This is a genomic window from Curtobacterium sp. P97, assembly GCF_023712445.1.
Classification (GTDB): Bacteria; Actinomycetota; Actinomycetes; order Actinomycetales; family Microbacteriaceae; genus Curtobacterium.
The window spans coordinates 1-23,169 of sequence record NZ_JAMAYF010000021.1 but is presented as its reverse complement, the minus strand read 5'-3'; the positions used below and the strand labels follow the sequence as shown (position 1 = coordinate 23,169).

Annotated in this window: 16 protein-coding genes; 6 read left to right on the top strand and 10 right to left on the bottom strand. The window is 70.6% G+C overall.

Annotated elements, in window-relative coordinates:
- Positions 1-47: 47 nt before the first annotated feature.
- From dut to dxs, 5 genes are all read left to right on the top strand, one after another.
- Positions 48-542 carry a dUTP diphosphatase gene (gene dut / locus M3677_RS16295; RefSeq protein ID WP_251161064.1) on the top strand — a complete coding sequence of 165 codons (495 nt, stop codon included), beginning with the start codon at positions 48-50 and terminating at the stop codon, positions 540-542.
- The gene (locus M3677_RS16290) at positions 539-1,261 is read left to right on the top strand and encodes a DUF3710 domain-containing protein (RefSeq protein WP_235426579.1); all 723 of its coding nucleotides are present in this window, start codon (positions 539-541) and stop codon (positions 1,259-1,261) included. Before dut ends, M3677_RS16290 begins: the two co-directional genes overlap by 4 nt.
- Positions 1,262-1,524: 263 nt before the next feature.
- Positions 1,525-2,226: a DUF3159 domain-containing protein gene (locus M3677_RS16285; protein ID WP_251161063.1), complete on the top strand. Its 702-nt coding sequence runs from the start codon at positions 1,525-1,527 to the stop codon at positions 2,224-2,226.
- A gap of 128 nt (positions 2,227-2,354) precedes the next feature.
- Positions 2,355-5,192, top strand: coding sequence for an aconitate hydratase (locus tag M3677_RS16280; protein ID WP_066654071.1), 2,838 nt, complete (start codon positions 2,355-2,357; stop codon positions 5,190-5,192).
- A gap of 187 nt (positions 5,193-5,379) precedes the next feature.
- Complete coding sequence (gene dxs / locus M3677_RS16275; protein ID WP_251161062.1) at positions 5,380-7,314, top strand: 1-deoxy-D-xylulose-5-phosphate synthase; 1,935 nt, start codon at positions 5,380-5,382, stop codon at positions 7,312-7,314.
- A gap of 191 nt (positions 7,315-7,505) precedes the next feature.
- On the opposite strand, the gene M3677_RS16270 is transcribed toward dxs, so the two are convergent.
- The 4 genes from M3677_RS16270 to M3677_RS16255 form a co-directional block, all read right to left on the bottom strand.
- Positions 7,506-9,644, bottom strand: a complete 2,139-nt coding sequence (locus M3677_RS16270; RefSeq protein ID WP_251161061.1) for a 3-hydroxyacyl-CoA dehydrogenase NAD-binding domain-containing protein — start codon at positions 9,642-9,644, stop codon at positions 7,506-7,508.
- Between the two features lie 2 nt (positions 9,645-9,646).
- On the bottom strand, positions 9,647-10,858 hold the full coding sequence (locus M3677_RS16265; RefSeq protein WP_209682827.1) for a thiolase family protein: 1,212 nt from the start codon (positions 10,856-10,858) through the stop codon (positions 9,647-9,649).
- Between the two features lie 126 nt (positions 10,859-10,984).
- The gene (locus tag M3677_RS16260; RefSeq protein WP_209683379.1) at positions 10,985-12,175 is read right to left on the bottom strand and encodes an HRDC domain-containing protein; all 1,191 of its coding nucleotides are present in this window, start codon (positions 12,173-12,175) and stop codon (positions 10,985-10,987) included.
- A 77-nt stretch (positions 12,176-12,252) separates the two neighbouring features.
- Positions 12,253-12,798 (bottom strand): DUF3000 domain-containing protein, encoded by a 546-nt coding sequence (locus M3677_RS16255; protein WP_235426631.1) that lies wholly within the window; start codon positions 12,796-12,798, stop codon positions 12,253-12,255.
- A 59-nt stretch (positions 12,799-12,857) separates the two neighbouring features.
- Here M3677_RS16255 and M3677_RS16250 point away from each other — a divergent pair, with 59 nt between their 5' ends.
- The gene (locus M3677_RS16250) at positions 12,858-14,081 is read left to right on the top strand and encodes a S9 family peptidase (protein ID WP_209682824.1); all 1,224 of its coding nucleotides are present in this window, start codon (positions 12,858-12,860) and stop codon (positions 14,079-14,081) included.
- A gap of 530 nt (positions 14,082-14,611) precedes the next feature.
- On the opposite strand, the gene M3677_RS16245 is transcribed toward M3677_RS16250, so the two are convergent.
- From M3677_RS16245 to M3677_RS16220, 6 genes are all read right to left on the bottom strand, one after another.
- On the bottom strand, positions 14,612-14,857 hold the full coding sequence (locus tag M3677_RS16245) for a hypothetical protein (protein WP_251161060.1): 246 nt from the start codon (positions 14,855-14,857) through the stop codon (positions 14,612-14,614).
- A gap of 59 nt (positions 14,858-14,916) precedes the next feature.
- Complete coding sequence (locus M3677_RS16240; protein WP_251161059.1) at positions 14,917-16,134, bottom strand: DUF6188 family protein; 1,218 nt, start codon at positions 16,132-16,134, stop codon at positions 14,917-14,919.
- The gene (locus M3677_RS16235) at positions 16,131-16,535 is read right to left on the bottom strand and encodes a hypothetical protein (protein ID WP_251161058.1); all 405 of its coding nucleotides are present in this window, start codon (positions 16,533-16,535) and stop codon (positions 16,131-16,133) included. The genes M3677_RS16240 and M3677_RS16235 overlap by 4 nt, the downstream gene beginning before the upstream one ends.
- A gap of 140 nt (positions 16,536-16,675) precedes the next feature.
- Positions 16,676-17,062 (bottom strand): Imm26 family immunity protein, encoded by a 387-nt coding sequence (locus M3677_RS16230; RefSeq protein ID WP_251161057.1) that lies wholly within the window; start codon positions 17,060-17,062, stop codon positions 16,676-16,678.
- A gap of 127 nt (positions 17,063-17,189) precedes the next feature.
- Complete coding sequence (locus M3677_RS16225) at positions 17,190-17,678, bottom strand: immunity 26/phosphotriesterase HocA family protein (RefSeq protein ID WP_251161056.1); 489 nt, start codon at positions 17,676-17,678, stop codon at positions 17,190-17,192.
- A 29-nt stretch (positions 17,679-17,707) separates the two neighbouring features.
- Positions 17,708-23,038, bottom strand: coding sequence for a DUF6531 domain-containing protein (locus M3677_RS16220; RefSeq protein WP_251161055.1), 5,331 nt, complete (start codon positions 23,036-23,038; stop codon positions 17,708-17,710).
- Positions 23,039-23,169: the final 131 nt, after the last annotated feature.

Here is a 23,169-nt window from a genome sequence, read left to right as displayed (position 1 = left end):
CACGGAACGGTCACGGAACGACCACGCTCGTGCACTACCCTCGTCTCGTGACCGAACCAGTCGACGTGCTCTGGACCGGGGAGAACGCCCCCGTCCACGCCCACCCCGGTGATGCCGGAGCCGACCTCGTCTCGACCGAGGCCTTCGTGCTGCAGCCCGGGGAGCGCCGTCTCGTCGGCACCGGGCTCCGGATCGCACTGCCGGACGGCCACGTCGCCTTCGTGGTGCCCCGGAGCGGCCTCGCGGCGAAGCACGGCATCACGATCGTGAACGCCCCCGGCACCGTCGACTCCGGCTACCGGGGCGAGGTCAAGGTCGCCCTGCTCAACACCGATGCGTCCGAGCCGTACGAGGTGCACGTGGGGGACCGCATCGCGCAGGTGATCGTCATGCCGGTGCCGCGGGTCACCTACACCCGCGTCGAGGAGCTGCCGGACAGTGTCCGCGGCGAGGGCGGCTTCGGCTCCTCGGGCTACGGTGACCACCGCAGCGGCGCACTGTACGGTGCCGCCGACGACTTCCAGGAAGGAACGGGCGCATGAAGTTCGGTCGACGCAAGCGTGACGAGGTCGAGGTGGCGGACGCCGTCGCCGACGACGCCGTGATCGCGGGGACGACGCCGGAGGTCGACATCGCGACCGATGCCGACGCCGACCTCGACGAGGTGGACGCGGTCGCACCGACCGACAAGTCGGCTCCGGCCGACCGTGCCGACAACGGCCCGCACGACGAGACCGAGGCGAACCTGGTCCGCCCGTACGTCGACCTGGGCGGCGTGAAGGTCCTCCCGCGTGAGGGCCTGCACCTGCGCCTCGAGGTCGAGGAGGGTTCGCAGCGCGTCGTCGCGGTCGGGCTCGACTACGACGAGTCCACGCTCCAGGTCCAGCCCTTCGCCGCGCCCCGGTCCACCGGGCTGTGGCACGAGATCCGCGCGCAGATCGCCGACCAGATCGAGCGGCAGGGCGGCCGCGTGGACGAGGTCGACGGCCCCTTCGGTCCCGAGCTCCGCGCTCTCGTGCCGGTCGTCGTCGACGGCTCCGGCGCGACCGACGGTGCACGCGCCGCACGCTTCGTCGGTGTCGACGGCCCCCGCTGGTTCCTGCGCGGCGTGATCGCCGGCAAGGCCGCGGAACAGCCGGACGACGCCGCAGAGATCGAGGAGCTCTTCCGCAGCGTGGTCGTCGTGCGTGGCACGACGCCGATGCCGCCGCGCGACCTCATCCCGCTGCACATGCCCAAGTCGACGCAGACCGCCGTCTGACGACCGTCCGCGACGAACGACCCACGACACGGCCTGGAGGCACGGTGCCGGACCACGACGAGACCCCCCGTCCCGCGGACGCGAGCGACCAGGGCGCGGCTCCGGTCGACGGGACGGCCGCGGGTGCGGTGCCGGCCGGCCCGGTCGCGGGCCCGCCGACGCCCGGTGCGGGCGCGGGTCCGACCGCGTCCGGACCGGCCGTCCCGGCTGGACGGACGGCCCCGGCCCGGACGGCTGGTGACGACTCCGTGGACGAGGACGCCGTGCCGTCGTTCTCAGCGCAGTTCCGCGCGGCGGTGCAGAACGCCGGCATCGCCCGGGTCGCGCCGGGCGAGGCGCCCTCCGGCCGTGCGCTGCTCGGTGCGGTCGGCGGCGTGCGCGGGCTCGCCGAGTCGGTGCTGCCCGGTTTCGCGTTCCTCGTCGTCTACGCGATCATGAAGGAGCTCGTGCCGAGCGTCGTGATCCCGGTGCTCGTCGGGCTCGTGTTCGTGGTGGTCCGTCTGGCGCAGCGGCAGTCGCTCGTGATGTCCTTCGCGGGCATCGCCGGCGTGGTCGTCTCGGCGGTCCTGGCGCTGGTCACCGGCCGGGCCGAGACGAACTTCATCCCCGGCATCGTCATCAACTCGGTGTGGCTCGTCGGGCTGCTCGTCACCCTGGCGATCCGGTGGCCGCTGATCGGCGTCGTGGTCGGCTTCCTGCTCCCGCCGGACGAGGACGGCTCCCACGTCGACTGGCGTGCCGACCCCACCAAGCGCAGGGTGCTCACGGTGGCGACGTGGATCTGGGTCGGGCTCTTCGCGCTCCGGCTGGCCGTCGAGGTACCGCTGTACCTGACCGCGCAGGTCGAGCTCCTCGCCGCGGTGAAGCTCGTGCTCGGCGTCCCGCTCTACGCGGCCGTGCTCTGGGTCACGTGGTTGCTCGTCCGGACGGTGTTCGTGCGTCGGGAGGACACCGCCGCGGTGTAGAGTTGTCTCGACATCGAGACAGTTTCCCGGGGGCGCGCCAGCATCGTCGGGATTAGGTTTGCCTTGCTGGTGGGACGTTCCGACGCCCGCGATGATGAGGGCACACCGATCAGTAGGGAGGCGGCACAGTGGCTGCAGTCAACAGCTTCGGCTCGAAGGACACGCTCTCGGTTGGGGGTGTCGACTACGCGTTCCACCGGATCGACACGGTGCCGGGGCACGAGAAGCTCCCGTACAGCCTGAAGGTGCTGCTCGAGAACCTGCTCCGCACCGAGGACGGCGCGAACGTCACCGAGGAGCAGATCCGCGCGCTCGGCTCCTGGAAGCCCGAGGCCGAGCCGGACACCGAGATCCAGTTCTCGCCGGCCCGCGTGGTCATGCAGGACTTCACGGGCGTCCCGTGCATCGTCGACCTCGCCACCATGCGCGAGGCGATGGCGCAGATCGGCGGCGACCCGAACAAGATCAACCCGCTCTCGCCGGCCGAGATGGTCATCGACCACTCCGTCGTCGCCGACCTGTTCGGCCGCGAGGACGCCCTCCAGCGCAACACCGACCTCGAGTACGAGCGCAACGGGGAGCGCTACCAGTTCCTCCGCTGGGGCCAGACCGCGTTCGAGGACTTCAAGGTCGTCCCGCCGGGCACCGGCATCGTGCACCAGGTCAACATCGAGTACCTGGCGAAGGTCACGTACACCCGCGAGTTCGACGGCGAGCTCTACGCGTACCCGGACACCCTCGTCGGCACCGACTCGCACACCACCATGGTCAACGGCCTCGGCGTGCTCGGCTGGGGCGTCGGCGGCATCGAGGCCGAGGCAGCGATGCTCGGCCAGCCCGTGTCGATGCTCATCCCGAAGGTCGTCGGCTTCAAGCTGTCCGGTTCGATCCCCGCCGGCGTCACCGCGACCGACGTGGTGCTGACCATCACCCAGGAGCTCCGCAAGCACGGCGTCGTGGGCAAGTTCGTCGAGTTCTACGGCGAGGGCGTCTCCGAGGTCCCGCTCGCGAACCGCGCGACCATCGGCAACATGTCGCCGGAGTTCGGTTCCACCGCCGCGATCTTCCCCGTCGACTCCGTCACGCTCGACTACCTGCGCCTGACCGGCCGGTCCGAGGACCAGATCGCCCTGGTCGAGGCGTACTCCAAGGCCCAGGGCCTGTGGCACGACCCGTCGGTGGAGCCCGCGTACTCCGAGTACATGGAGCTCGACCTCTCGACGGTCGTCCCGTCGATCTCCGGCCCGAAGCGCCCGCAGGACCGCATCGAGCTGTCGAAGGCCAAGGACCAGTTCGAGGTCGACCTCGCCAACTACGCGAGCATCGACCACACGCACGAGGACAAGGCCGTGGCGGACACCTTCCCGGCGTCCGACCCGGTCGCCGCCGCGCCCGGTGACGAGCACGCCGTCGACGACCTGCAGGACGCCCCCGCGTCCGAGGTCCCCGTGCACGCCTCGAGCGCGCCCGGCACGGTGTCGAAGCCGACGTCGGTCTCCGTGGCCGACGGCGACACGTTCACGATCGACCACGGTGCCGTCGCGATCGCCGCGATCACCTCGTGCACGAACACGTCGAACCCGTCGGTGATGATGGCCGCCGGCATCCTCGCGCGGAACGCCGCGAAGAAGGGCCTCAAGGCCAAGCCGTGGGTGAAGACCACCCTCGCGCCGGGCTCGAAGGTCGTCACCGACTACTACGAGAAGGCCGGGCTCACCAGCTACCTCGAGGACCTCGGCTTCTACACGGTCGGCTACGGCTGCACCACCTGCATCGGCAACTCGGGCCCGCTGCCCGAGGAGATCTCGCAGGCCGTGCAGGACAACGACCTCGCCGTCACCGCGGTGCTCTCGGGCAACCGCAACTTCGAGGGCCGCATCAACCCCGACGTGAAGATGAACTACCTGGCCTCGCCGCCGCTGGTCATCGCGTACGCCCTGGCCGGGTCGATGCACTTCGACTTCGACAAGGACGCCCTCGGCACCGACCAGGACGGCAACGACGTCTACCTGCAGGACATCTGGCCCGACGCGGCCGAGGTGCAGGACGTGATCGACACGTCGATCGACACCGAGATGTTCACGCACGAGTACGGCTCCGTGTTCGAGGGCGACGACCGCTGGAAGAACCTGCCGACCCCGACGGGCGACACGTTCGAGTGGGACACCGAGTCGACCTACGTCCGGAAGCCCCCGTACTTCGAGGGCATGACGATGCAGCCCGACGCGGTCTCCGACATCTCCGGTGCCCGCGTGCTCGCGAAGCTCGGTGACTCGGTCACGACCGACCACATCTCGCCCGCCGGTTCGATCAAGGCCGACAGCCCGGCCGGTCGGTACCTCGACGAGCACGGCGTCGACCGCAAGGACTTCAACTCCTACGGCTCGCGTCGCGGCAACCACGAGGTGATGATCCGCGGCACGTTCGCGAACATCCGCCTGCGGAACCAGCTGCTGGACGGCGTCGAGGGCGGCTACACCCGCGACTTCACGACGCCCGACGGCGAGCAGTCGTTCATCTACGACGCCTCGCAGCACTACCAGGAGCAGGGCATCCCGCTCGTCATCTTCGGTGGCAAGGAGTACGGTTCCGGCTCGTCGCGCGACTGGGCGGCGAAGGGCACGAACCTGCTCGGCGTCAAGGCGGTCATCACCGAGAGCTTCGAGCGCATCCACCGCTCGAACCTCATCGGCATGGGTGTCGTCCCGCTGCAGTTCCCGGCGGGTGAGACGGTCGAGTCGCTCGGTCTCGACGGCACCGAGGTCGTCTCGATCTCGGGGCTCACCGAGTTGAACGAGGGCCGCACGCCGAAGACCGTGCACGTCACCGCGGAGCCGAGCGAGCACTCGCCGGCCGGCAAGCAGACGGTCGAGTTCGACGCGGTCGTCCGCATCGACACCCCCGGTGAGGCGGACTACTACCGCAACGGCGGCATCCTGCAGTACGTGCTCCGTTCGCTCGTCTGATCCCTTCCACGAAACGCAACCGAGGCGGTTCCGCGCAGCGTCACAGCGCTGTGCGGCACCGCCTTCGTTGCGTTCTGCGGAGTGCGACCGGACGGACGGAAGGCGCGTGGCGGGGCCGCCACGCGCCTCCCGTCCGTGTCCCGGTCGCGCGGATAGTGTGGGGACCTGCCCCACGAAAGGAGCGCCCGTGAGCCTGCTGAGCAGCATCACGTCGCCGCGCGACCTCAGGCGTCTGTCCGACGCACAGATGACGGAGCTCGCCGCCGAGATCCGACGGTTCCTCGTTGCCGAGGTCGCGAAGACCGGCGGGCACCTCGGACCGAACCTCGGGGTCGTCGAGCTGACGCTCGCGATGCACCGCGTGTTCGACTCGCCGCACGACCCGTTCGTCTTCGACACGGGGCACCAGTCCTACGTGCACAAGCTCGTCACCGGGCGGCAGGACTTCTCGAAGCTGCGCGAGCGCGGCGGGCTGGCCGGCTACCCGCAGCGGAGCGAGTCGGAGCACGACATCGTCGAGTCCTCGCACGCGTCCTCGTCGCTGTCCTGGGCTGACGGGATCTCCCGCGCCTTCCGGCAGACCGGGCAGGACGACCGCACCGTCGTGGCGGTCGTCGGCGACGGCGCCCTCACCGGCGGGATGACGTGGGAGGCGCTCAACAACATCTCGGACAGCAACGACCGCCGCCTGGTGATCGTGGTCAACGACAACGGTCGGTCCTACGCGCCGACGATCGGGGGCATGGCGCGCTTCCTCAGCTCGGTGCGCACCCGCCGTGAGTACCGGGCGCTGTTCGAGAAGTCGCAGGCCGTCGCCTCGCGGTTCGGTGCGCCGGGTCGTGCGTTCTACCGGGGGGTCCGTGGCGGACTCCACGGATTCCTGGCTCGGTTCACCAACAACGAGGCGCTCTACTCGAACCTCGACATCAAGTACATCGGGCCGGTCAACGGTCACGACCAGCGGGCCGTCGAGGCGGCGCTCCGGCAGGCGAAGGCCTACGGTGCGCCGACCATCGTGCACGCCATCACGGAGAAGGGCCACGGCTTCGAGCCGGCGCTCCGCGACCAGGCGGACCAGTTCCACGCCGTCGGGCACATCGACCCCGAGACGGGGGAGTCGCTCGACGTGTCGTCCGGGCCCTCGTGGACGTCGATGTTCGCCTCGGAGCTGGCGTCGGTCGGTGCGGCCGACGAGCGGATCGTGGCGATCACCGCGGCCATGCTGCGGCCGACCGGGCTCCACCGCTTCCAGGAGCAGCACCCCGACCGGGTGATCGACGTCGGCATCGCGGAGCAGCACGCCGTGACGACCGCCGCGGGGCTGGCCTACGGCGGGCTGCACCCCGTCGTGGCGCTCTACGCGACCTTCCTCAACCGGGCGTTCGACCAGGTGCTCATGGACGTGGCGCTCCATCGTGCCGGCGTGACGTTCGTCCTCGACCGCGCGGGCATCACCGGGCCGGACGGGCCGTCGCACCACGGGATGTGGGACCTCGCGCTGCTGCAGGTCGTCCCCGGGATCCGCATCGCCGCACCGCGCGATGCCGCGACGCTGCGCGAGGAGTTCCGCGAGGCCGTCGCCGTGGACGACGCCCCGACGGTGCTGCGTTGGTCGAAGGGATCCGTCGGACCGGACGTCCCGGCGCTCCGTCGGCTGCACGACGGCGTGGACGTCCTGCGGGACCCGTCCGAGGGGCAGGAACCCGACGTCCTGTTCGTCGCCGTCGGCTCGATGGTGCCGGTCGCCCTCGAAGCCGCCGGTCTGCTCGAATCGCAGGGCATCGGCGTCACGGTCGTCGACCCCCGGTGGGTCGTGCCGATCCCGACGTCGCTCATCGACCTCTCGCGCGACCACCGGCTCGTCATCACGATCGAGGACGGTGTGCGCGTGGGCGGTGTCGGGACCCGGCTGCGGCAGGACCTGCGTGCCGCCGGGGTCGACACCGGGGTGAACGAGCTCGGGCTGCCGGACGAGTTCATCGACCACGCCTCGCGGTCGCAGATCCTGTCGGACGTGGGTCTCACGGCGCAGGCGATCGCGCGGGACGTCATCGACCAGGTGGTCGGCACGAAGCTGCCCCAGGCGAAGCCGGCGCGGACGCGGGAGTCGGCCGACCACTGAGGCTGGTGCGGCGCCGTCGGTGCGGCGCCGGCGCGAGTCGCGGCACCTGCCGGCGCGAGTCGCAGCACCGTCCGGCGTGCCGGCCTGCCGGCGCGTGGTTCGGTGTGCCACAGCACAACCGGAAGCACCTCGCGCCACGGGTTCCCGTGGCGCGAGGTGCTTCCGGTTGTGCGGAGTGGCCGAGCCGGCGGCTAGCGCGAGGCGGGGCCGACGATCGCCGGGGTGTGGAACGTGCCGCCGAAGACGCGCTCCGAGGCGCCGGAGCGGTCGAGGTAGGGGCTGATGCCACCGGCCTGGAACGGGTAGCCGGCGCCGAGGATCAGACCGAGGTCGATCTCCTCGACGTGCTCGACGACGTGGTCCTCGAGCATGCGGTGCACCTCGTCCGCCAGGGCGTCCTCGAACCGCTGCTGCATCGTCGCCGCGTCGACCGGCTTCGCGTCCTTCTTCGACGGTGCGACGAGCTTCACGGCGGCGGGGTCGTACCCGGTGACGGTGCCCTTCTTGTCGCGGGTCAGGATCGTGCCGTGCTCCGCGATCCGCTTCAGGCCGTCACCGGGGTAGAAGCGCTCCGGCCACGCCGCGTGGTGCGAGTCGAGCACGTGCGCACCGACGGGCAGGCCGACGAGCTCGAGCAGCTCGAACGGCGACATCGGCAGGCCGAGCGGCGCAGCACCCTCGGCGACGATCTCGAAGGGCGTGCCCTCCTCGACGCCGCGCATCGCCTCGCCGAGCACCCGAGCGAGCACGCGGTTGACGACGAAGCCCGGCTGGTCGGCGGTGATGATCGCGGTCTTCTTGAGGGTCTTCGCGACCGCGAGTGCGGTGACGAGCGCTTCGTCCGAGGTCTTGTCGGCCCGCACCACCTCGAGCAGCGGCATCACGGCCACCGGGTTGAAGAAGTGGAAGCCGACGAGGCGCTCCGGGTGCTCGAGCACCGACGCCATCTCGTCGACCGACAACGACGAGGTGTTCGTCGCGAGGATCGCGTCGGGCGCGATGACCTGCTCGATCTTCCGGAAGACGTCCTGCTTGACCGACATCTCCTCGAAGACGGCCTCGATCACCCAGTCGGCGTCGGCGAACGCGTCGTACGACACCGACCCGCTGACGAGCGCCGTGATGCGGTTCGCGTCGTCGGGGGAGATGCGGCCCTTCTCGCGGAGCTTCTCGACCTCACCGGCGATGCGCGCGACCCCGGCGTCCACGCGGGCCTGGTCGACGTCGGTGATGACGACCGGGACGCCGAGACGGCGGGCGAACAGCAGCGCGAACTGCGACGCCATCAGCCCGGCGCCGAGGACGCCGACCTTCGTGATCTTCTTCGCCTCGACGCCCTCGGGAGCGCCGACGGGCTTCTTCGCGCGCTTCTGCACGAGGTCGAACGCGTACATCGACGCGGCGAACTGGTCCCCGGCGAGCAGGTCGGCGAGGGCGTCGTCCTCGTCGGCGAAGCGGTCGTCGAGCGAGCCCGACTTCGCTGCGGCGACGAGGTCGAGCGCACGGAAGGGCGACTTCGGGACGGCGCCGATCTTCGAGGCCACCTGCTGGCGCGCCACCTTGACCACGGTGCCCCAGGCGGCCCTCTCGAGCATGCCGGGTTCGTTCGCGCGCTTGACCTTCGTGCGGCCGCTGACGACCCCGTCGGCCCACGCGACCGCGGACGGCAGGAAGGTCACGGAGGGGATGAGCGCGTCGCCGATGCCGAGCTCGACGGCGGCCTTGCCGTCCATGAGCCGGTTGTTCTTGAGCGGGTTCTCCACGATGACGCGGAGCGCCTTCTCGGGACCGATCAGGCGGGGGAGCAGCGTGGCCCCACCCCAGCCGGGGATGATGCCGAGGAAGACCTCGGGCAGCCCGATGCCCTGCGCCGCCGAGGAGAACACGCGGTAGGTGCAGTGCAGGGCGATCTCGAGCCCACCACCGAGCGCGATGCCGTTCACGAAGGCGAACGACGGCACACCGAGGTCGGAGAGCTTGCGGAGCGTCGCGTGTCCCAGGGCGCCGAGCTCGTGGGCGACCTCGCGCGAGGGGAGCGCTGCCGCCTGCGACAGGTCGGCGCCGGCGGCGAAGCAGTACTCCTTGCCGGTGATCGCGACCGCCTGGATGCTCCCGGCGGAGGCCGCTGCGCGCAGCGTGTCGAGCACGTCGGACAGCTCGCGCATGGTGCGCGGGCCGAGGGTCGACGGGCGCTTGTAGTCCTTGCCGTTGTCGAGCGTGACGAGGGCGAGCGTGCCACCGGACGGCAGCGGCACGTGCTTGACGTACGAGTGGGTGACGACCTCGTCGGCGCTGAGCTCGGTCAGCTGGTCGATCGGGGTGGTGGTCATCGTCAGGCCGCCTTCCGTGCCGCGCTCTTGCTGAAGTTCGGGTTCTCCCAGATGACGGTGCCGCCCTGGCCGAGGCCGATGCACATCGTCGTGATGCCGTACCGGACGTCCGGCCGCTCGGCGAACTGGGCCGCGAGCTGGTTCATGAGCCGGACGCCGCTCGACGCGAGCGGGTGCCCGACGGCGATCGCGCCGCCCCAGGCGTTGACGTTCGCGGAGTCCTGGGCGATGCCGTAGTTGTCGAGGAAGGCGAGCACCTGGACGGCGAACGCCTCGTTGATCTCGAAGAGCCCGATGTCGTCGATCGTCAGCCCTGCCTTGCGGAGCGCCTTGTCGGTCGCGGGGACGGGCCCGACGCCCATCACCTCGGGCTCGACGCCCGCGAAGGCGAACGAGACCATGCGCATCTTCGTCGGCAGGCCGTGCTGCTTCGCGCCGTCCTCGGAGGCGAGGAGGCTCATGGTGGCGCCGTCGTTGAGACCGGCCGCGTTGCCGGCGGTGACCCGTCCGTGGGGCCGGAACGGTGTGCGCAGCGCAGCCAGGGCCTCCAGGGTGGTGCCGGGACGCGGCGGCTCGTCCGCCGTGACGATGTCCCAGCCCTCGCCGGTGTTCACCTCGACCGGGACCACGTCGGGCTGCAGCTTGCCGGCCGCCCACGCGGCGGCGTAGCGCTGCTGCGACTGGACCGCGAAGGCGTCCGTGCGCTCCTTCGTGATGGCGGGGAAGCGGTCGTGCAGTCGCTCGGCGGTGCTGCCCATGACCAGCGCGTCGGTCGCGACCATGCGCTCCGCGACGAAGCGCGGGTTCACGTCGGCGCCGAAGCCCATCGGGTGGCGGCCCATGTGCTCGACGCCGCCGGCGATGGCGACGTCGGCGGCGCCGAAGGCGATCGCGCCGGCGAGCGTGGTGACGCTCGTCATGGCACCGGCGCACATGCGGTCGATGGCGTAGCCCGGGACCGACTTCGGCAGCCCGGCGAGCATGCCGACCGTGCGGCCGAGGGTCAGGCCCTGGTCGCCCTGCTGGGTGGTGGCGGCCACGGCGACGTCGTCGACCGCCGCGCCGTCGAGCTGGCTGTTCCGGTCGAGCAGACCGCGCATCGCGTGGACCGCGAGGTCGTCGGCGCGGGTCTTCCAGAACACCCCCTTCTCACCGGCTCGTCCGAACGGTGTGCGCACACCGTCCACGAACACGACGTCTGCTGCTCTGGCCAATCCGGGCCTCCAGATCCTCTTCGATCGAGTCGGGGCACGTTCCGCCCCGACCGGCCGGGCCGAGCCCGGCGACGGTACCGACGCTATGCCCGCCGCCTGGGCGAGCGCATGCCGGTTGGGGTGTTCCTACGAGCCGGTGTTGCTCTCGGCAGCAGGCTGCTGTGCGGCGTCGACAAAGGCGTGCGCGATGATCGACGCCGTCTCCTCGACCTGCCACGGGCGGGCGTCGTGCCCGGCAAGGGCGGCTCCGACGGTCTCGGTCGCGATCGGTGTCGGCGGTTCCCAGGACACCACCCGGAGGGTCTCCGGGGTGAGCAGGTTCTCGACGGGGACGTCGAGCTCCTCGGCACGCGCGACGACGGCGGCGCGAGCGGCCTTGTAGCGGCGGTCGGCCTCGGGGTTGCGGTCCGCCCACGCGCGGGGCGGCGGGAGCGTGGCCTCGCCGGTGCCGCGGAGCTTCGGCAGGTCCTCGGTCGTGCGCCCCTCCTCGACGGCGGCCCACCAGCGGTCGAGTTCCGACCGGCTCGCTCGGCCGGTGAAGGCCTTCACGGCACTCAGCTCGGCCTTCGAGGTCGGGTTCGCCGCCGCTGCGGCGACGATGGCCGAGTCGGGCACGATGCGACCCGGGGCGGTGTCGACCTGGCGGGCGTAGGCGTCGCGTGCGGTCCAGAGCGACCGGGCGATCGCGAGGGCCCGGGCGCCGCGGAGCGCGTGCATGCCGGACAGGCGACGCCACGGCTCGGCCTTCGGGGGCTTCGGGGCGCGGGTCAGGACGGCGGCGAACTCCTCGGCGGCGATCCGCGACTTGCCGGCGGCGTCGAGCACCGCGGCGAGGGCGTCGCGCAGGTCGGGGAGCAGCTCGACGTCGAGCGCGGCGTAGACGAGCCAGGCCTGGGGGAGCGGACGCGTCGACCAGTCGGCGGCGGAGTGGGCCTTGGCGAGCGTGATGCCGAGGAGCTGCTCGACCACCGCGCCGAGACCGACACGGGGGAACCCGGCGATGCGGGCACCGAGCTCGGTGTCGAAGATGCGGGTCGGGACGAGGCCGACCTCCTGCAGGCAGGGCAGGTCCTGCGAGGCGGCGTGGAACAGCCACTCCTCGTCGACGATCGCGGCCTGCAGTTCCGCGAAGTCACCGATCGCGATCGGGTCGAACAGGAAGGCGCCCGCACCGCGGCGGAAGACCTGGATGAGGTAGGCGCGCTGCGAGTACCGGTAGCCGCTCGCACGCTCCGCGTCGACCGCGACCGGGCCGTGTCCGGCGGCGATCGCGTCGACCGCCTGCAGGTACTCGTCGCGGTCCTCGATCACGCGCACGGTGGCGTGCGCGTCCTCGAACGCGGGGTCGGCCGAGGCGCCCGACACGGCGTCGCGGGCCTGGCTGGCGGGGTCGGTCACTTCGTGGTCCTCCTCGGAGCCAGCAGGGTCACGCCGTCGGACGCCGGAGGGAGCCCCGCGAGCATCGCGACGATCTCCTCCCAGGCCTCGACGTGCGCGGTCAGGTCCTCGTCGCGGGGCGTCCACGAGGCCCGGAGCTCGAGCTGTGCGCCGTCGCCCTGGGCCGCGAGGTCGCCGTAGCCGCGCGAGATGATCTTGGTCGCCGTGCCCGACGCCCGGTCGTACGTCGCACCGTGGGCAGCGAGCGCGTCGACGAGCCAGCTCCACGTCACGTCGGCGACGAACTCGTCGACGCCGATCTCCGGTTCGAGCGGTGCCTGGGCGAAGGTCACGACGCGGAACGCGCCGCCCCAGCCCTCCGGTTCTGCGGGGTCGTACAGGGCGATGAAGCGGCCGGTCCCGAGGTCGGAGTCGATGCCGTGCACGGCGCCCGACACGTCCGCCGCGAGGGCGATCGAGTGCGGTGCGATGCGTGACGGCGAGGGGATCTCGGTGACGGTCGTCTCGGTGCGGGTCCGGCCCGGTGCGACGAACGCGCGCAGGCGTTCGAAGGCCTCGGGCTCTCGGGATTCGGACACGCTTGCAGACTAGGCTCCGGACCATGTCCCGATCAGCGCGACCCGCCGAGGACGTGGCCCAGGAGACCGCACGATCGGCCGGGGTCGTCGCGCTCGGCGCGGGCATCGCGGCCGCTGCGGTCACCACCGCGGTCATCGGCGGCTTCGTCGCCGCCGTCGCCCGAGCGGTCGTCACGCCCGACCGGAAGCGCGTCGAGCGTGTCCCGATCCACGCGGTCGACACCGGTCGGATGACCGTGACGCTCGAACGGACCGCCGACACCGAGCTGCAGGGGCGCTACAGCCTGTGGTTCGGCGGCGGTACCGGGCACATGCGTGTCGGCGAGGTGCTCGGCACGACCGACACCACGGTCACGCGTCGCATCATCGCGATCGACGCCGGCGACCCGACCGCGGCTCGGCGCGGGCGCTGGGGCGGGTGGTTCTACCTCACACCAGGCGAGCTCGACGTGCCCGTCGAGGACGTCGACATCCCGACACCGAACGGCGCCGCGCCGGCGTGGGTCGTCCGCGCCGACGACCCCGACGCGCCCTGGGCCGTGCTCGTGCACGGTCGAGGGGTCACCCGCGCCGAGACGATCCGCGCCGTCCCGGTCTTCCGCGCCGCCGGCTACTCGGTCGTCCTCGCGTCGTGGCGGAACGACGGCGTCGCCCCGCGCAGCGAGGACGGACGCTACGGCCTCGGCAGCACCGAGTGGGAGGACGTCGACGGCGTGCTCCGCTGGCTCACCGCGCAGCAGGCCCGGAGCGTCGTGCTCATGGGGTGGTCGATGGGCGGCGCGGTCGTCCTGCAGACCCTCGTGCGGTCGCGCTTCGCCGGGCTCGTCGACGGGATCGTGCTCGAGTCGCCGGTCGTCGACTGGCACGCGGTGCTCGAGTCGCAGAGCCGGGTCCTCAAGCTGCCGCGCCCGGTGCGCAAGGTCGCCCAACGCATCCTCCGCACGCCCGTGCTGCACCACGTCGCTGGGCTGCACCACCCGGTGGACCTCCGGGAACTCGACATGGTCGCCCGAGCTGACGAGCTCGACGTGCCGATCCTCATCCTGCACAGCGACGACGACGGGTTCGTGCCGTCGTCGGCGTCGCACGAGCTGGCGCGGGTGCGGCCGGACATCGTCCGGCTCGAGGTGCAGACGACGGCGCGGCACACGAAGCTCTGGAACCACGACGCGGACTGGTTCGACGCGCGGATCCTCGCGTGGCTCACCGAGGTGGTGCAGCCGACGGACGCGACCAGCGCGCGGTAGACGAGAACGATGGTCGGACGGGAGGCACGGTGCCAGCTGGCACCGTGCCTCCAGGCCGTCCTGGGTCAGGGTCGGTCGTCGTCCTGGTCGTGCCGCAGACGTCGCGCGATCGTCGTCGCGAGGACCGCGGTGCGGTCCGGTGTGAACGCGACGGTCGCGACCACTCCGGGAGCGTCGAGAGCGCAGAAGGGGAGGTCGTCAGCGTCGAAGCGTGCCACTGCGGCGACGAAGGACTCGAGGTCGAGGACCGTGAACCCCCGCTCGGCGGCCAGACCGTACTTGGTCGCGAACGTCTCCGCGGTCGTTCGAGCGCCCTGCTCGACGAGTCTGATGCGGTCGTCGGGCGCGAGGAGTCGGACGAGTTCGAGGGCCCGGTCCGCGCCGGGTGCCGCGGTCGCGGCGAGCAGCGTCGCGAGTTCAGCGGCGCTGATGGTCTCGACCCCGGCGGTACGGTCAGTGACCGTAGCGGACAGGAACGCGCCGTCCGACGCCCGGAGCAGGACCGTGAGGACCTCGTCGCCGAGGTCGACCTACCGGACCAGCACCGGGTCGTGCCCGAGCTCGTCGAGGGGCGTCACGAGGGCATCGTCGCGGGGCGTCCCCGCTCGTCTGCTCCGGCGGAGTGCGCGGGCGATCGCGGCGGCAGGGGCGTCGTACCCGAGCACGTCCGCGTCGTCCGGCACGGCGTCCAGGATCTCGTGGGCTCGGGTGGGGACGTCGAGGCGTCTGGGGAGGGTCAGGCGGAGCAGTGGCACGCTCGTGCCGGAGGTCGTCACGTCATGCCTCCACGAGGATGCGGGGAGCAGCCGGAGCGTGTCGGCTGTGGCCGTGCCGACTACCGGACACCGTGACCTCCGTCGCCCTCGTCCGCGGCGCGGATGAGCTGGTCCGGCCGGGGGAGTTCGGCCGGCATCTCCGTCGTGAACCACGGGAGCTCGAAGGAGTCAATCCGGCCGTCGAGCATCCACACGAGGACTTCACCCGCGAGCGGTGCCTCGTCCGTGCGGTAGGCCAGCGATCCCGGCAGACGACCGTCGGGCAAGTCGGCTCGGGGTGTCTCCGCGAGCACGACGTCCCAGATCCTCGGAGCTGTCTCCTGGACGGCTCGCACCGCCTCGGCCTGCTGTCGGAGTTCCGCCGCTCCCGGCGCGGGGAGCGTGTCGAGGAACGCGAGCAGGAGCGACTGGACGCGGTACGCGGCGAGGTCAGCGTCTCGAGTGCCGATCGAGGGTACCGCGACCTCCGGACCGAACAGCCGCTCGAACGCTTCCGAGACGCCGATGACCGAGGGATCCAGGACCACGGAGGCCTCGCCGCTGTGGAAGAAGTCGATGCGGAGGACCGCCCGGGCCGGGTCAGCCGCGGCGCCGAACGGGACGCCGAAGAACTCGCCGTCGATCAGCTGGTCGTTGTCACGGACGAGCGTCAGCATCTCGTCGTGTGAGAACCACAGGCCAGGTGGCGGTGCTGCTCTGAGACGACGGTCCCACTCGTGCACGTTCACCGTCGATCCCGAGCGCACGACGATGTCGAGATCGGTGACGAGCCACCGGAGCGGTGGGACGGTCAGCGATGTGAAGACGTCGTGGAACGCGGGGAGCAGGTGTTCGTCCGACGGCCGTGTCCGGAAGGACAGAAGGCCGCTTTCGGTCTCTGGGTGGTGAAGCCAGATGGCAGGGCCCCCGCCCGGCATGATGATGATCCTGGTCGGGGGCGTCTCCGGTCCGATGTAGTGCCACGACTCGAACTCGGGGTGCGGTCCGGCGGTCAGACGCGAGCCGTCGGAGAACGTCATCGACAGCGTCGAGCCCGTGGCGTGCGCCTCGGTGACCACGAGCGTGTGCAGGCGGAGAGCCGGCACCAGCCCCGACTTGTCGCCCTCCGGATCGATCATCGTTGCGGTGTCCGGTGACCCACCAAGGGAGAACGGACACTCGAGGATGACGGTGGCGCCGTTCGAGAGCAGGAGTCGGAGCGAGTAGTCGACCCAGATGGCGTCGATCGTCTCTCCGACGAGGAGCAGGGGGACGTCCTCGATGGCCAGTTCGCTCATCGTTCGCTCTTCCGCGGGCGGTCCGGATTCGTGCGTGCTCGCTCAGAAGGTTGAGCGGCCAGCTCGTGCATCCGCGCGTCCGCCTCAGTCTTGTAGATCTCACCCCAGGCGATGCTCGCAGGCATGTCATGGGCAGGCTGGTCGACGTCAGGCAGACAGATCTGCACGAAGTGCGGGAAGGCGGGGAACGTCCAGAGGTCTTCGTCCTCGAACCGACTCCACAGCAACAACTCGCTGATGCCGAGCGGGTGACCGAGCTCCTGACCGTGGACGGGTGGATCGCAGCTGACCATCAGCGCATGACGACCGTTCGGGAGCTCGACCGGTCGTTCGACCTCGCACCGGAAGACGGACGAGAACCGCAGGCTGTCCATGGACGAGAGGAAGAACACTTCTTGCATGTCAGAACTCCGGTCTGATGCCGAGATACACGATCAATCGAACAGCTTCGCCGACGCTATCCCCGGTCGGTGCCGAACTTCTTCGAAAGCCGGAAGCCAGCGACGGATGCCGTGATGTGCCTGGATGGCTTTCTCCAAGATCAGCGGCGAGTCGATCGCGCGACGGGGAATCTCCTTCGACTCGGATTCTGTCGCATGCCGAACCTCGGAGCCGCTGAATTCGTGATCTTGACGCCATCGAGTTCGGCAGCCCCGTAGGTGAAGGCAGGCAGATACCGCTCAGAGTCGGCGGCAGCGTGTCCGATCATCTCCCACATTCCTGGTCGAAATCGGGAGTCGAAGATCAGCCGGGAAAACAGCGGTTCCGACCCCGTCAGATCGTCGAGTCTGAGCGACGGGTCCTCGTCAGCTCCGAAGATTCGGTCGAGGATGATGACGTAGAGAGCAGATATGTACTCGCTTACGACCTGGCCGGCCGAGCGGCGCTGGTCGTCGACGGGAATCGTGAACACTTCGCCGATGGACACGTCGGAGACGCTCCTCGCATTGTTCAACATCAAGCGACCGATGCTGTGGTGAGCCTTGAAAGCCCTCTCCAGTACCATTGGCGAGGCGATCGCGAGACGTTGACGCTGGCCCCGGTGCAAGCCGAACTCAGTCCGGGAAGAGTTCCGACGATGATGGCATCGGCACCCAGCGCACCTTCTCGAGAGCGGGATTTCTGGGTGCCACACCGGCAGCCATCATCAGGAACTTCTCGATGAGCATGGGCGATCGCGTCGTTCTCGGAGGGATGGTAGCGGCTTCTTCGGCGGTCGCCGCGCGGGTCCTCGTCTCATCGAAGCTCGTAAGTCGGACGCCCCCGGTTTCTGGCAGCCCCCAGGTGGAAGCGGGCAGATACCGCCGATTGTCGGTCTGCGCCTGGGTGACCACTTCCCACATTCCCGGCCGGAATCGCGCGTCGTGGGTCCAACTGGCCACGATCGGCGGGTGCATCAGCGCGGCGAGCGCATCGGGGATCGCGACCGGATGCCGAACGAGGTGGTCGAAGACAACGACGAAGACCGCACCCTCGCCGACATGCAGAACTTGACCGACATAGGCGCGATCGTCGTCAATCTTCACACTGAAGACGTCGCTCACCCTGACCTCCAGGACGTCCTTCGAAGCACTCAATACGGATCCCCTCCTGCTGCTTGGTAGCGCGCCTCGCGCATCTGGTGTCGTTTGTTCTCGAGCAACCCATCAGGATTGCCCTTGTTGGTCGGACCGCCGAGGCGTCGAATGTGGTACTCCTCGAGTCTGTCGAGGTGCTGACCAGGCGTACCGCGGTCGATCACTCGGTACTCGTAGATCGCATCCGGATTCGCCCGAGCGTGTTCGCGTTGACGTTCCTCGAAGCGCCCCAAGTCCTTGGCCTGACCGACGTAAGGCTTCTGACCGCCGAGCCCATCCTCTCGCAGGTAGATGACACCTTGATGTGGGACAGGTGCTTCGTCGCCGAGCTTGTTCACCGCCGACGGCAGGTGCACCTTCGACATCGTGCCGCCGGTCGCGACCGACGTCGCGGCACCCTCGGCAGCGGAACCCAGGAGCTTGCCCGGCGTGAGCGGCTGACCGCTGACGACCGTGTTCGCCAAGTTCTCGACCGCGCCCTCGACGGCGTTCCCGACGAGGTGCTTGCCCACCGCAGCCCCGAGGCCACCCCCGACCAAACCGAACGCCCCGCTCACGGCGACCTGCCCCCAGTTCACCTCGCCGGTCGTCGCCTTCTGGATGATCGTGTCAGCGCCGGCACCGATCAGCATCCCGCCCAGCGGGCCGCCGACGCCGGTGAGCATGAGCGCACCACCCGCGACGACCATCGCCCCGCCCGCCACGTACTCCCAGTTGTCCTTGAACCAGTCACCGGTCGCCGCTGCCGCCCGCGCGAGTGGCCCCTGCTCAGCGGCGGCGTACGCCTCGAGCTCGGCGTCGGTGATCGGCGCGAGGCCGAGTGGGTCGACCGCGTGGAGCGGGTCGTTGCCGGCGAACGAGTACGGGTTCGCGCCCCAGGCGACCCCCGCCGGCGCGGTGATCGGGTCGGTCGAGAGGAAACCGCGGGTTGCGGGGTCGTAGGCGCGTGCGCCCATCCACTCGAGTCCGGCCACCACCGGCGTCCCGTCCGCGCTGAACGAGAGTGCGCCCTCGCGATCGCCGGAGGCCGCGGCGAGGAGCTGCCACGGATCGGCCTCGGGCGTGCTGCGGGCCGTCCGCCAGCCCGTCGCTCCGGTACCCTCCGGGCCACCGAGCAGTCCGACCGGCGTGTGGAGCACGGGGGAGTCGTCGACGGCAAGCAGGGTGGGAACGGCGGCAGCGGCGTCCCAGTCGAGTCGGACGCCGTCGACGTCGACGAGGTCGCCGAGTGCATCCACGTGGGTCGACGTGCTCGACGAACTCGAGGCGATCAGTCGGAGCCACCCCCGCCCGTCCCACGAGTACCGGGTCGCGGTACCGTCCGGGGCGGTGCTCCGCACGCGCTGGCCGCGCGCATCGTACTCGTGCGAGGTCCGCCCTTCGGGTCCGGTCACCGCGACGAGCTCGCCCGCATCGTCGTACTCGAACGTGCGGGTGCCACCCCCGGTGCGTTCGACGACGAGTCGGCCGGCGGCGTCGTAGGACCACGTGGTCTCGACACCGTCGGTGGCGGCACGGACGAGCTGCATCGCTGCGTCGTGCTCGTAGACCGTCGTCGTGCCCGGTCGCTCGATCCGGACGAGCCGACCGTCTCGATCGCGGGTCAACCGTGTCGTCGATGTCGTGTCCGCGTCGGAGCGGGTGTGCCCGACGACGAAGCCGTGATCGTGGGACCAGGAGTCGCTCGTCCCTGCCGTGCGCACCGCCGTGGGTCGACCGGCGCCGTCGTACTCGTGGTGGACGTCGCCGAACGCGGTGTGCTCGACGGTGCCCTTCCGACCCGCGGGATCACGCTCGGTGCGCGTCACGGAACCGTCCGGCGCGTGCACCGACGTCCGGAGGCCGTCCGGGTCGTACGTCCACCGCGTCTCTCGACCGTCGGTCACACGGCGGACGAGGAGACCCCGACGGTCGTACTCCAGCAGGTGGGCACTGGTGGCGTCCGGCCGGGTGTGGTCGGAGATGGTCACGGTTCGCGAGCGTGGGTCGCGCTCGATGCGAGCGGCCAGCGCGTCGTCCACGTACTGGGCCGTCTCTCGGCCGGCTGCGTCGTACTCCCACCGGAGCAGGGTGCCATCAGGCTCCGTCTGGGAGACCTGGCGACCGGCAGCGTCGTACGTCGCGCTCGTCGTCCGGCCGAGGGGATCCGTCGAGCTGGCGACCTTGTCGAGCTCGGTGTAGGTCCGCGTCGTGACTGCTCCGAGCGGATCGGTGGTGCGGACGAGCCGCCCGCGACCGTCGTACTCGTAGCGCGTCACCCCGCCGAGGCCGTTGGTCGCCGCGACCAGCTGCCCCGCAGCGTCGTACCGGAACGAGCGGCGACCGAACCGCGGGTCACGTGCCTCGACCACGCGCCCCGCCCGGTCGTAGCGGTACCGGATGATCCCGAGGGCCGGCACGTCGACGGAGGTGACCCGACCGACTGCGTCGTACTCGGTGCGCTCGACGTCGCCGTTCGCATCCGTGCGCTCGACGACCCGTCCGTCGGCGTCGTAGCGGAGTGACGTCCGACCGCCGAGCGGATCCGTGGCCTTCACCGGTCGTCCGCACCGGTCGTAGGTGTACGTCGTCGTCCGACCAGCGGGTGTGGTGACGGCGACGACGCGACCCGCGGAATCGCGCTCGAAGCGGGTCAGCCCGCCCTCCCCGTCGAGCGACTCGACGATCCGACCAGCCGCGTCGCGCACGGTCACGATGGCGGACCCGTCGCTCTGCAGGACGCTGACCGGCCGACCCAGCGCATCGGTGCGGACGCTGACGTCCTCGAATGCGGAACTCACGACCGTGGTGCCGTCGGCGCGCTTCCGGTCGGCCGCGGTGCGGACACCGGTCGGGTCCAGGGTCGCGGTGACGGCGCCGATCGCGTCGTACTCACGCGTCCAGGAACCACCAGCGGGGTCGACGACGGTGCGCAGCCGCGAGAGTGCGTCGTGCACGAACCGCCACTCCGCCCCGTCGGGCAGGGTCACCGCGGAGACGTTGCCGAGCTCGTCGAACCGCTTGGTGGTCCGACGTCCGAGCGGGTCGGTGGTCGCGGTGATCTCCCCGTGCGCGCCGTACTCGACGGCTGTCCGGGCTCCCGTCGGATCTGTGCTGGCGATCACGCGCCCGGCATCATCGTGATCGAATCGCCACACACCACCGTCGGGAGCTTCGCGAGCGGTCAGCAGACCTGCCGAGTCGTAGCGGTACGAGGTCCGGGCACCGAGCGGGGTGACCGCCTCGACGACGCGTCCCGCTGCGTCGCGGACGAAGCGCGCCGTTCCCCCGTCGGCATCCTCGATCGCGACGAGGTCGCCGTGTTCGTCGTGGTGGAACGTGACGACCACGCCGGTCGGATCCGTGCATCGCGTCAGCTGTCCGGCCCGCCACTCGAGGAGCGTCCGTCCGCCGACCGGATCGGTGATGACCGACGGATCGCGGTCGTCGCCGCGGTACTCGTACTCGACGATCCCGCCGTCGGCGGTGACCACGGTGGTGGTCCGGTCCTGGTCGTCGTGGGCGTACGTCACGTCGGCGCCGTCCGGGGTCACGGTGCGCGTGCGGCGTCCCCGGTCGTCGTACCCGTGCACCGTCACCGACCCGTCCCGCTCGGTGACGGAGACCAGGTGTCCGTGTCGGTCGTAGGACATCGACTGCCGTGCGCCTTCGGCGTCGACGATCCCGACCACGCGACCGTTGCGGTCGGCGATCCAGGTGTTGGCGTTGCCGCCGTCCGTGTCGGAGACGGAGGTCACCCTGCCCTGCAGGTAGGAGAACCGGACGGTCCGCCCGAACGGCGAGCGCTGTTCGACGACACGGCCCCGGTCGTCGTAGGTGTTGATGCATTCGACGACGCCGGTCGCGGCGGTCACCTGGTCGATCAGACCTGCGTCATTCCAGCGGTAGCGTCGCGTACCGACCTCGCCCTCGACCGCCACGAGCCGACGGAGGTCGTCGTACCGGTACTGCAGGACTCGGCCCTCGGCGGAGCGGACGGTTCCCACTCGATCGCCGTCGTACTGCACCTCGACCTGTCGCCCGAGCTCGTGCTGCAGACGGATGATCCGGTCGTGGTCGTCTCGGTGCACATCGACGCGGCTCCCAGCACCTCGGCTACTCGTACGCCACAAGCCAGCAGGTGAGAACGACCACCACCCGCCGCCGTTGTCCTGCACGATCATCGCGCCGTGCTCGGAGGTCAGCCAGAGGTCCTGACCGACACCGCGACCCCAACCGTCGCCGTCGCGCGGGAAGTCGACCTGACGCCCGTCCTCGAGCACGATCGAGGCCAGCTCGTCGCCGAGCTCCAACCGGACGTCGAGCACCGACGACCAACCGACCCCGAACGCCCCGACCCGGGTGTCGAGCGAGTTGTACATCCGGGAGAACCGCAGGGACGCCGCAGCGCCGCCGAAGGTCAGGTCGTCCTCCGGTTCGAGGAAGTTGCCCGTCGCGGTGTTCACCGGATCGTCGGCGAACCCGTTGGTGGGTGGTGTCCCCATGGCGGAGAACGGGCCGATCGTGAAGTCGTCGCGTCCGACCGCAACCCCGGCCGACGCCAGCGCCGCAGCGATCGAGGGGTCCGAGAGCGTCGCCGGTCCGGACCCACCGCCGGCGGCCTCGAACTGCGCGGCCACCGTGTCCGCCCATGAGGCGTCGTGTCCGTTGTCCGTGAGCCAGTCCTGCACCGCCGTCACGAGGGACTGTGCGTGCAGCGTGCCCCAGCACATGTTGCACCCCGACTCGTAGCCGCTCAGGGCGTTGCGGAAGGACGACACCGAGCCGGACAGGGAGTCGTCGGCACCACGGGTGCTCGACGCGAACGAGCGGAGATCAGCCGGCACCGCCGACGACGTGCCCCCGCTGCCGCCACCGCCCGCCGGGATCGTGCGACCGCGCACCGAGACGGCATCGGCCTGGAGCTGGGGCTCCGGCTCGGGTGCTGGCGGCTTCGGGTCGTCCTCGGCGCCGAACCACGTCGACACCTCGTGCGCGGCACCGACGAAGAAGTTCTCCTCGCGCTCGCGCTTCCGAGCTTCCCACGCCTTGGCGTCGGCCCGTCGTCGGTCCTCCTGCTTCGCCGCCTCGCGCAGCTCGTCGACGAAGCCGACCAGGGACGACAGCGCGTCCGAGAGCTTGCTCGCGCTGCGGGAGGCGATGCCGGCGTTGTCGGCGAACACCTGCGAGAAGTACCCGCGGAACTCGCGTCCCGCGCTCGTCACCGCAGCGGCACGCGTCGCAGTCTGTCCGTTGATCGCGGACGCCAGGTTGCGCGCCGCGGTCTTCAGTGCGTCGGCGTCACCGTACGAGTACCCAGTCGGATCGTTGCCGTGGACCTTCGCCATGATGTCTCCCCCCGATGACTCCTCGATCTTGGCACGGCAGGAGGGCGGATGACCAGGAGGGGAAATATCGCGTACGGACAGAGTGACGAACGGGAGGCGGGGGGGCGGGCGGGGCCCCGCCGCCCCGGCGG

Coding starts and splice junctions, on each gene's coding strand:
- M3677_RS16220 (WP_251161055.1), bottom strand. CDS start 23,038: ATGGCGAAGGTCCACGGCAACGATCCGACTGGGTACTCGTACGGTGAC.
- M3677_RS16250 (WP_209682824.1), top strand. CDS start 12,858: ATGTCCCGATCAGCGCGACCCGCCGAGGACGTGGCCCAGGAGACCGCA.
- M3677_RS16270 (WP_251161061.1), bottom strand. CDS start 9,644: ATGACCACCACCCCGATCGACCAGCTGACCGAGCTCAGCGCCGACGAG.
- M3677_RS16290 (WP_235426579.1), top strand. CDS start 539: ATGAAGTTCGGTCGACGCAAGCGTGACGAGGTCGAGGTGGCGGACGCC.
- M3677_RS16240 (WP_251161059.1), bottom strand. CDS start 16,134: ATGAGCGAACTGGCCATCGAGGACGTCCCCCTGCTCCTCGTCGGAGAG.
- M3677_RS16235 (WP_251161058.1), bottom strand. CDS start 16,535: ATGCAAGAAGTGTTCTTCCTCTCGTCCATGGACAGCCTGCGGTTCTCG.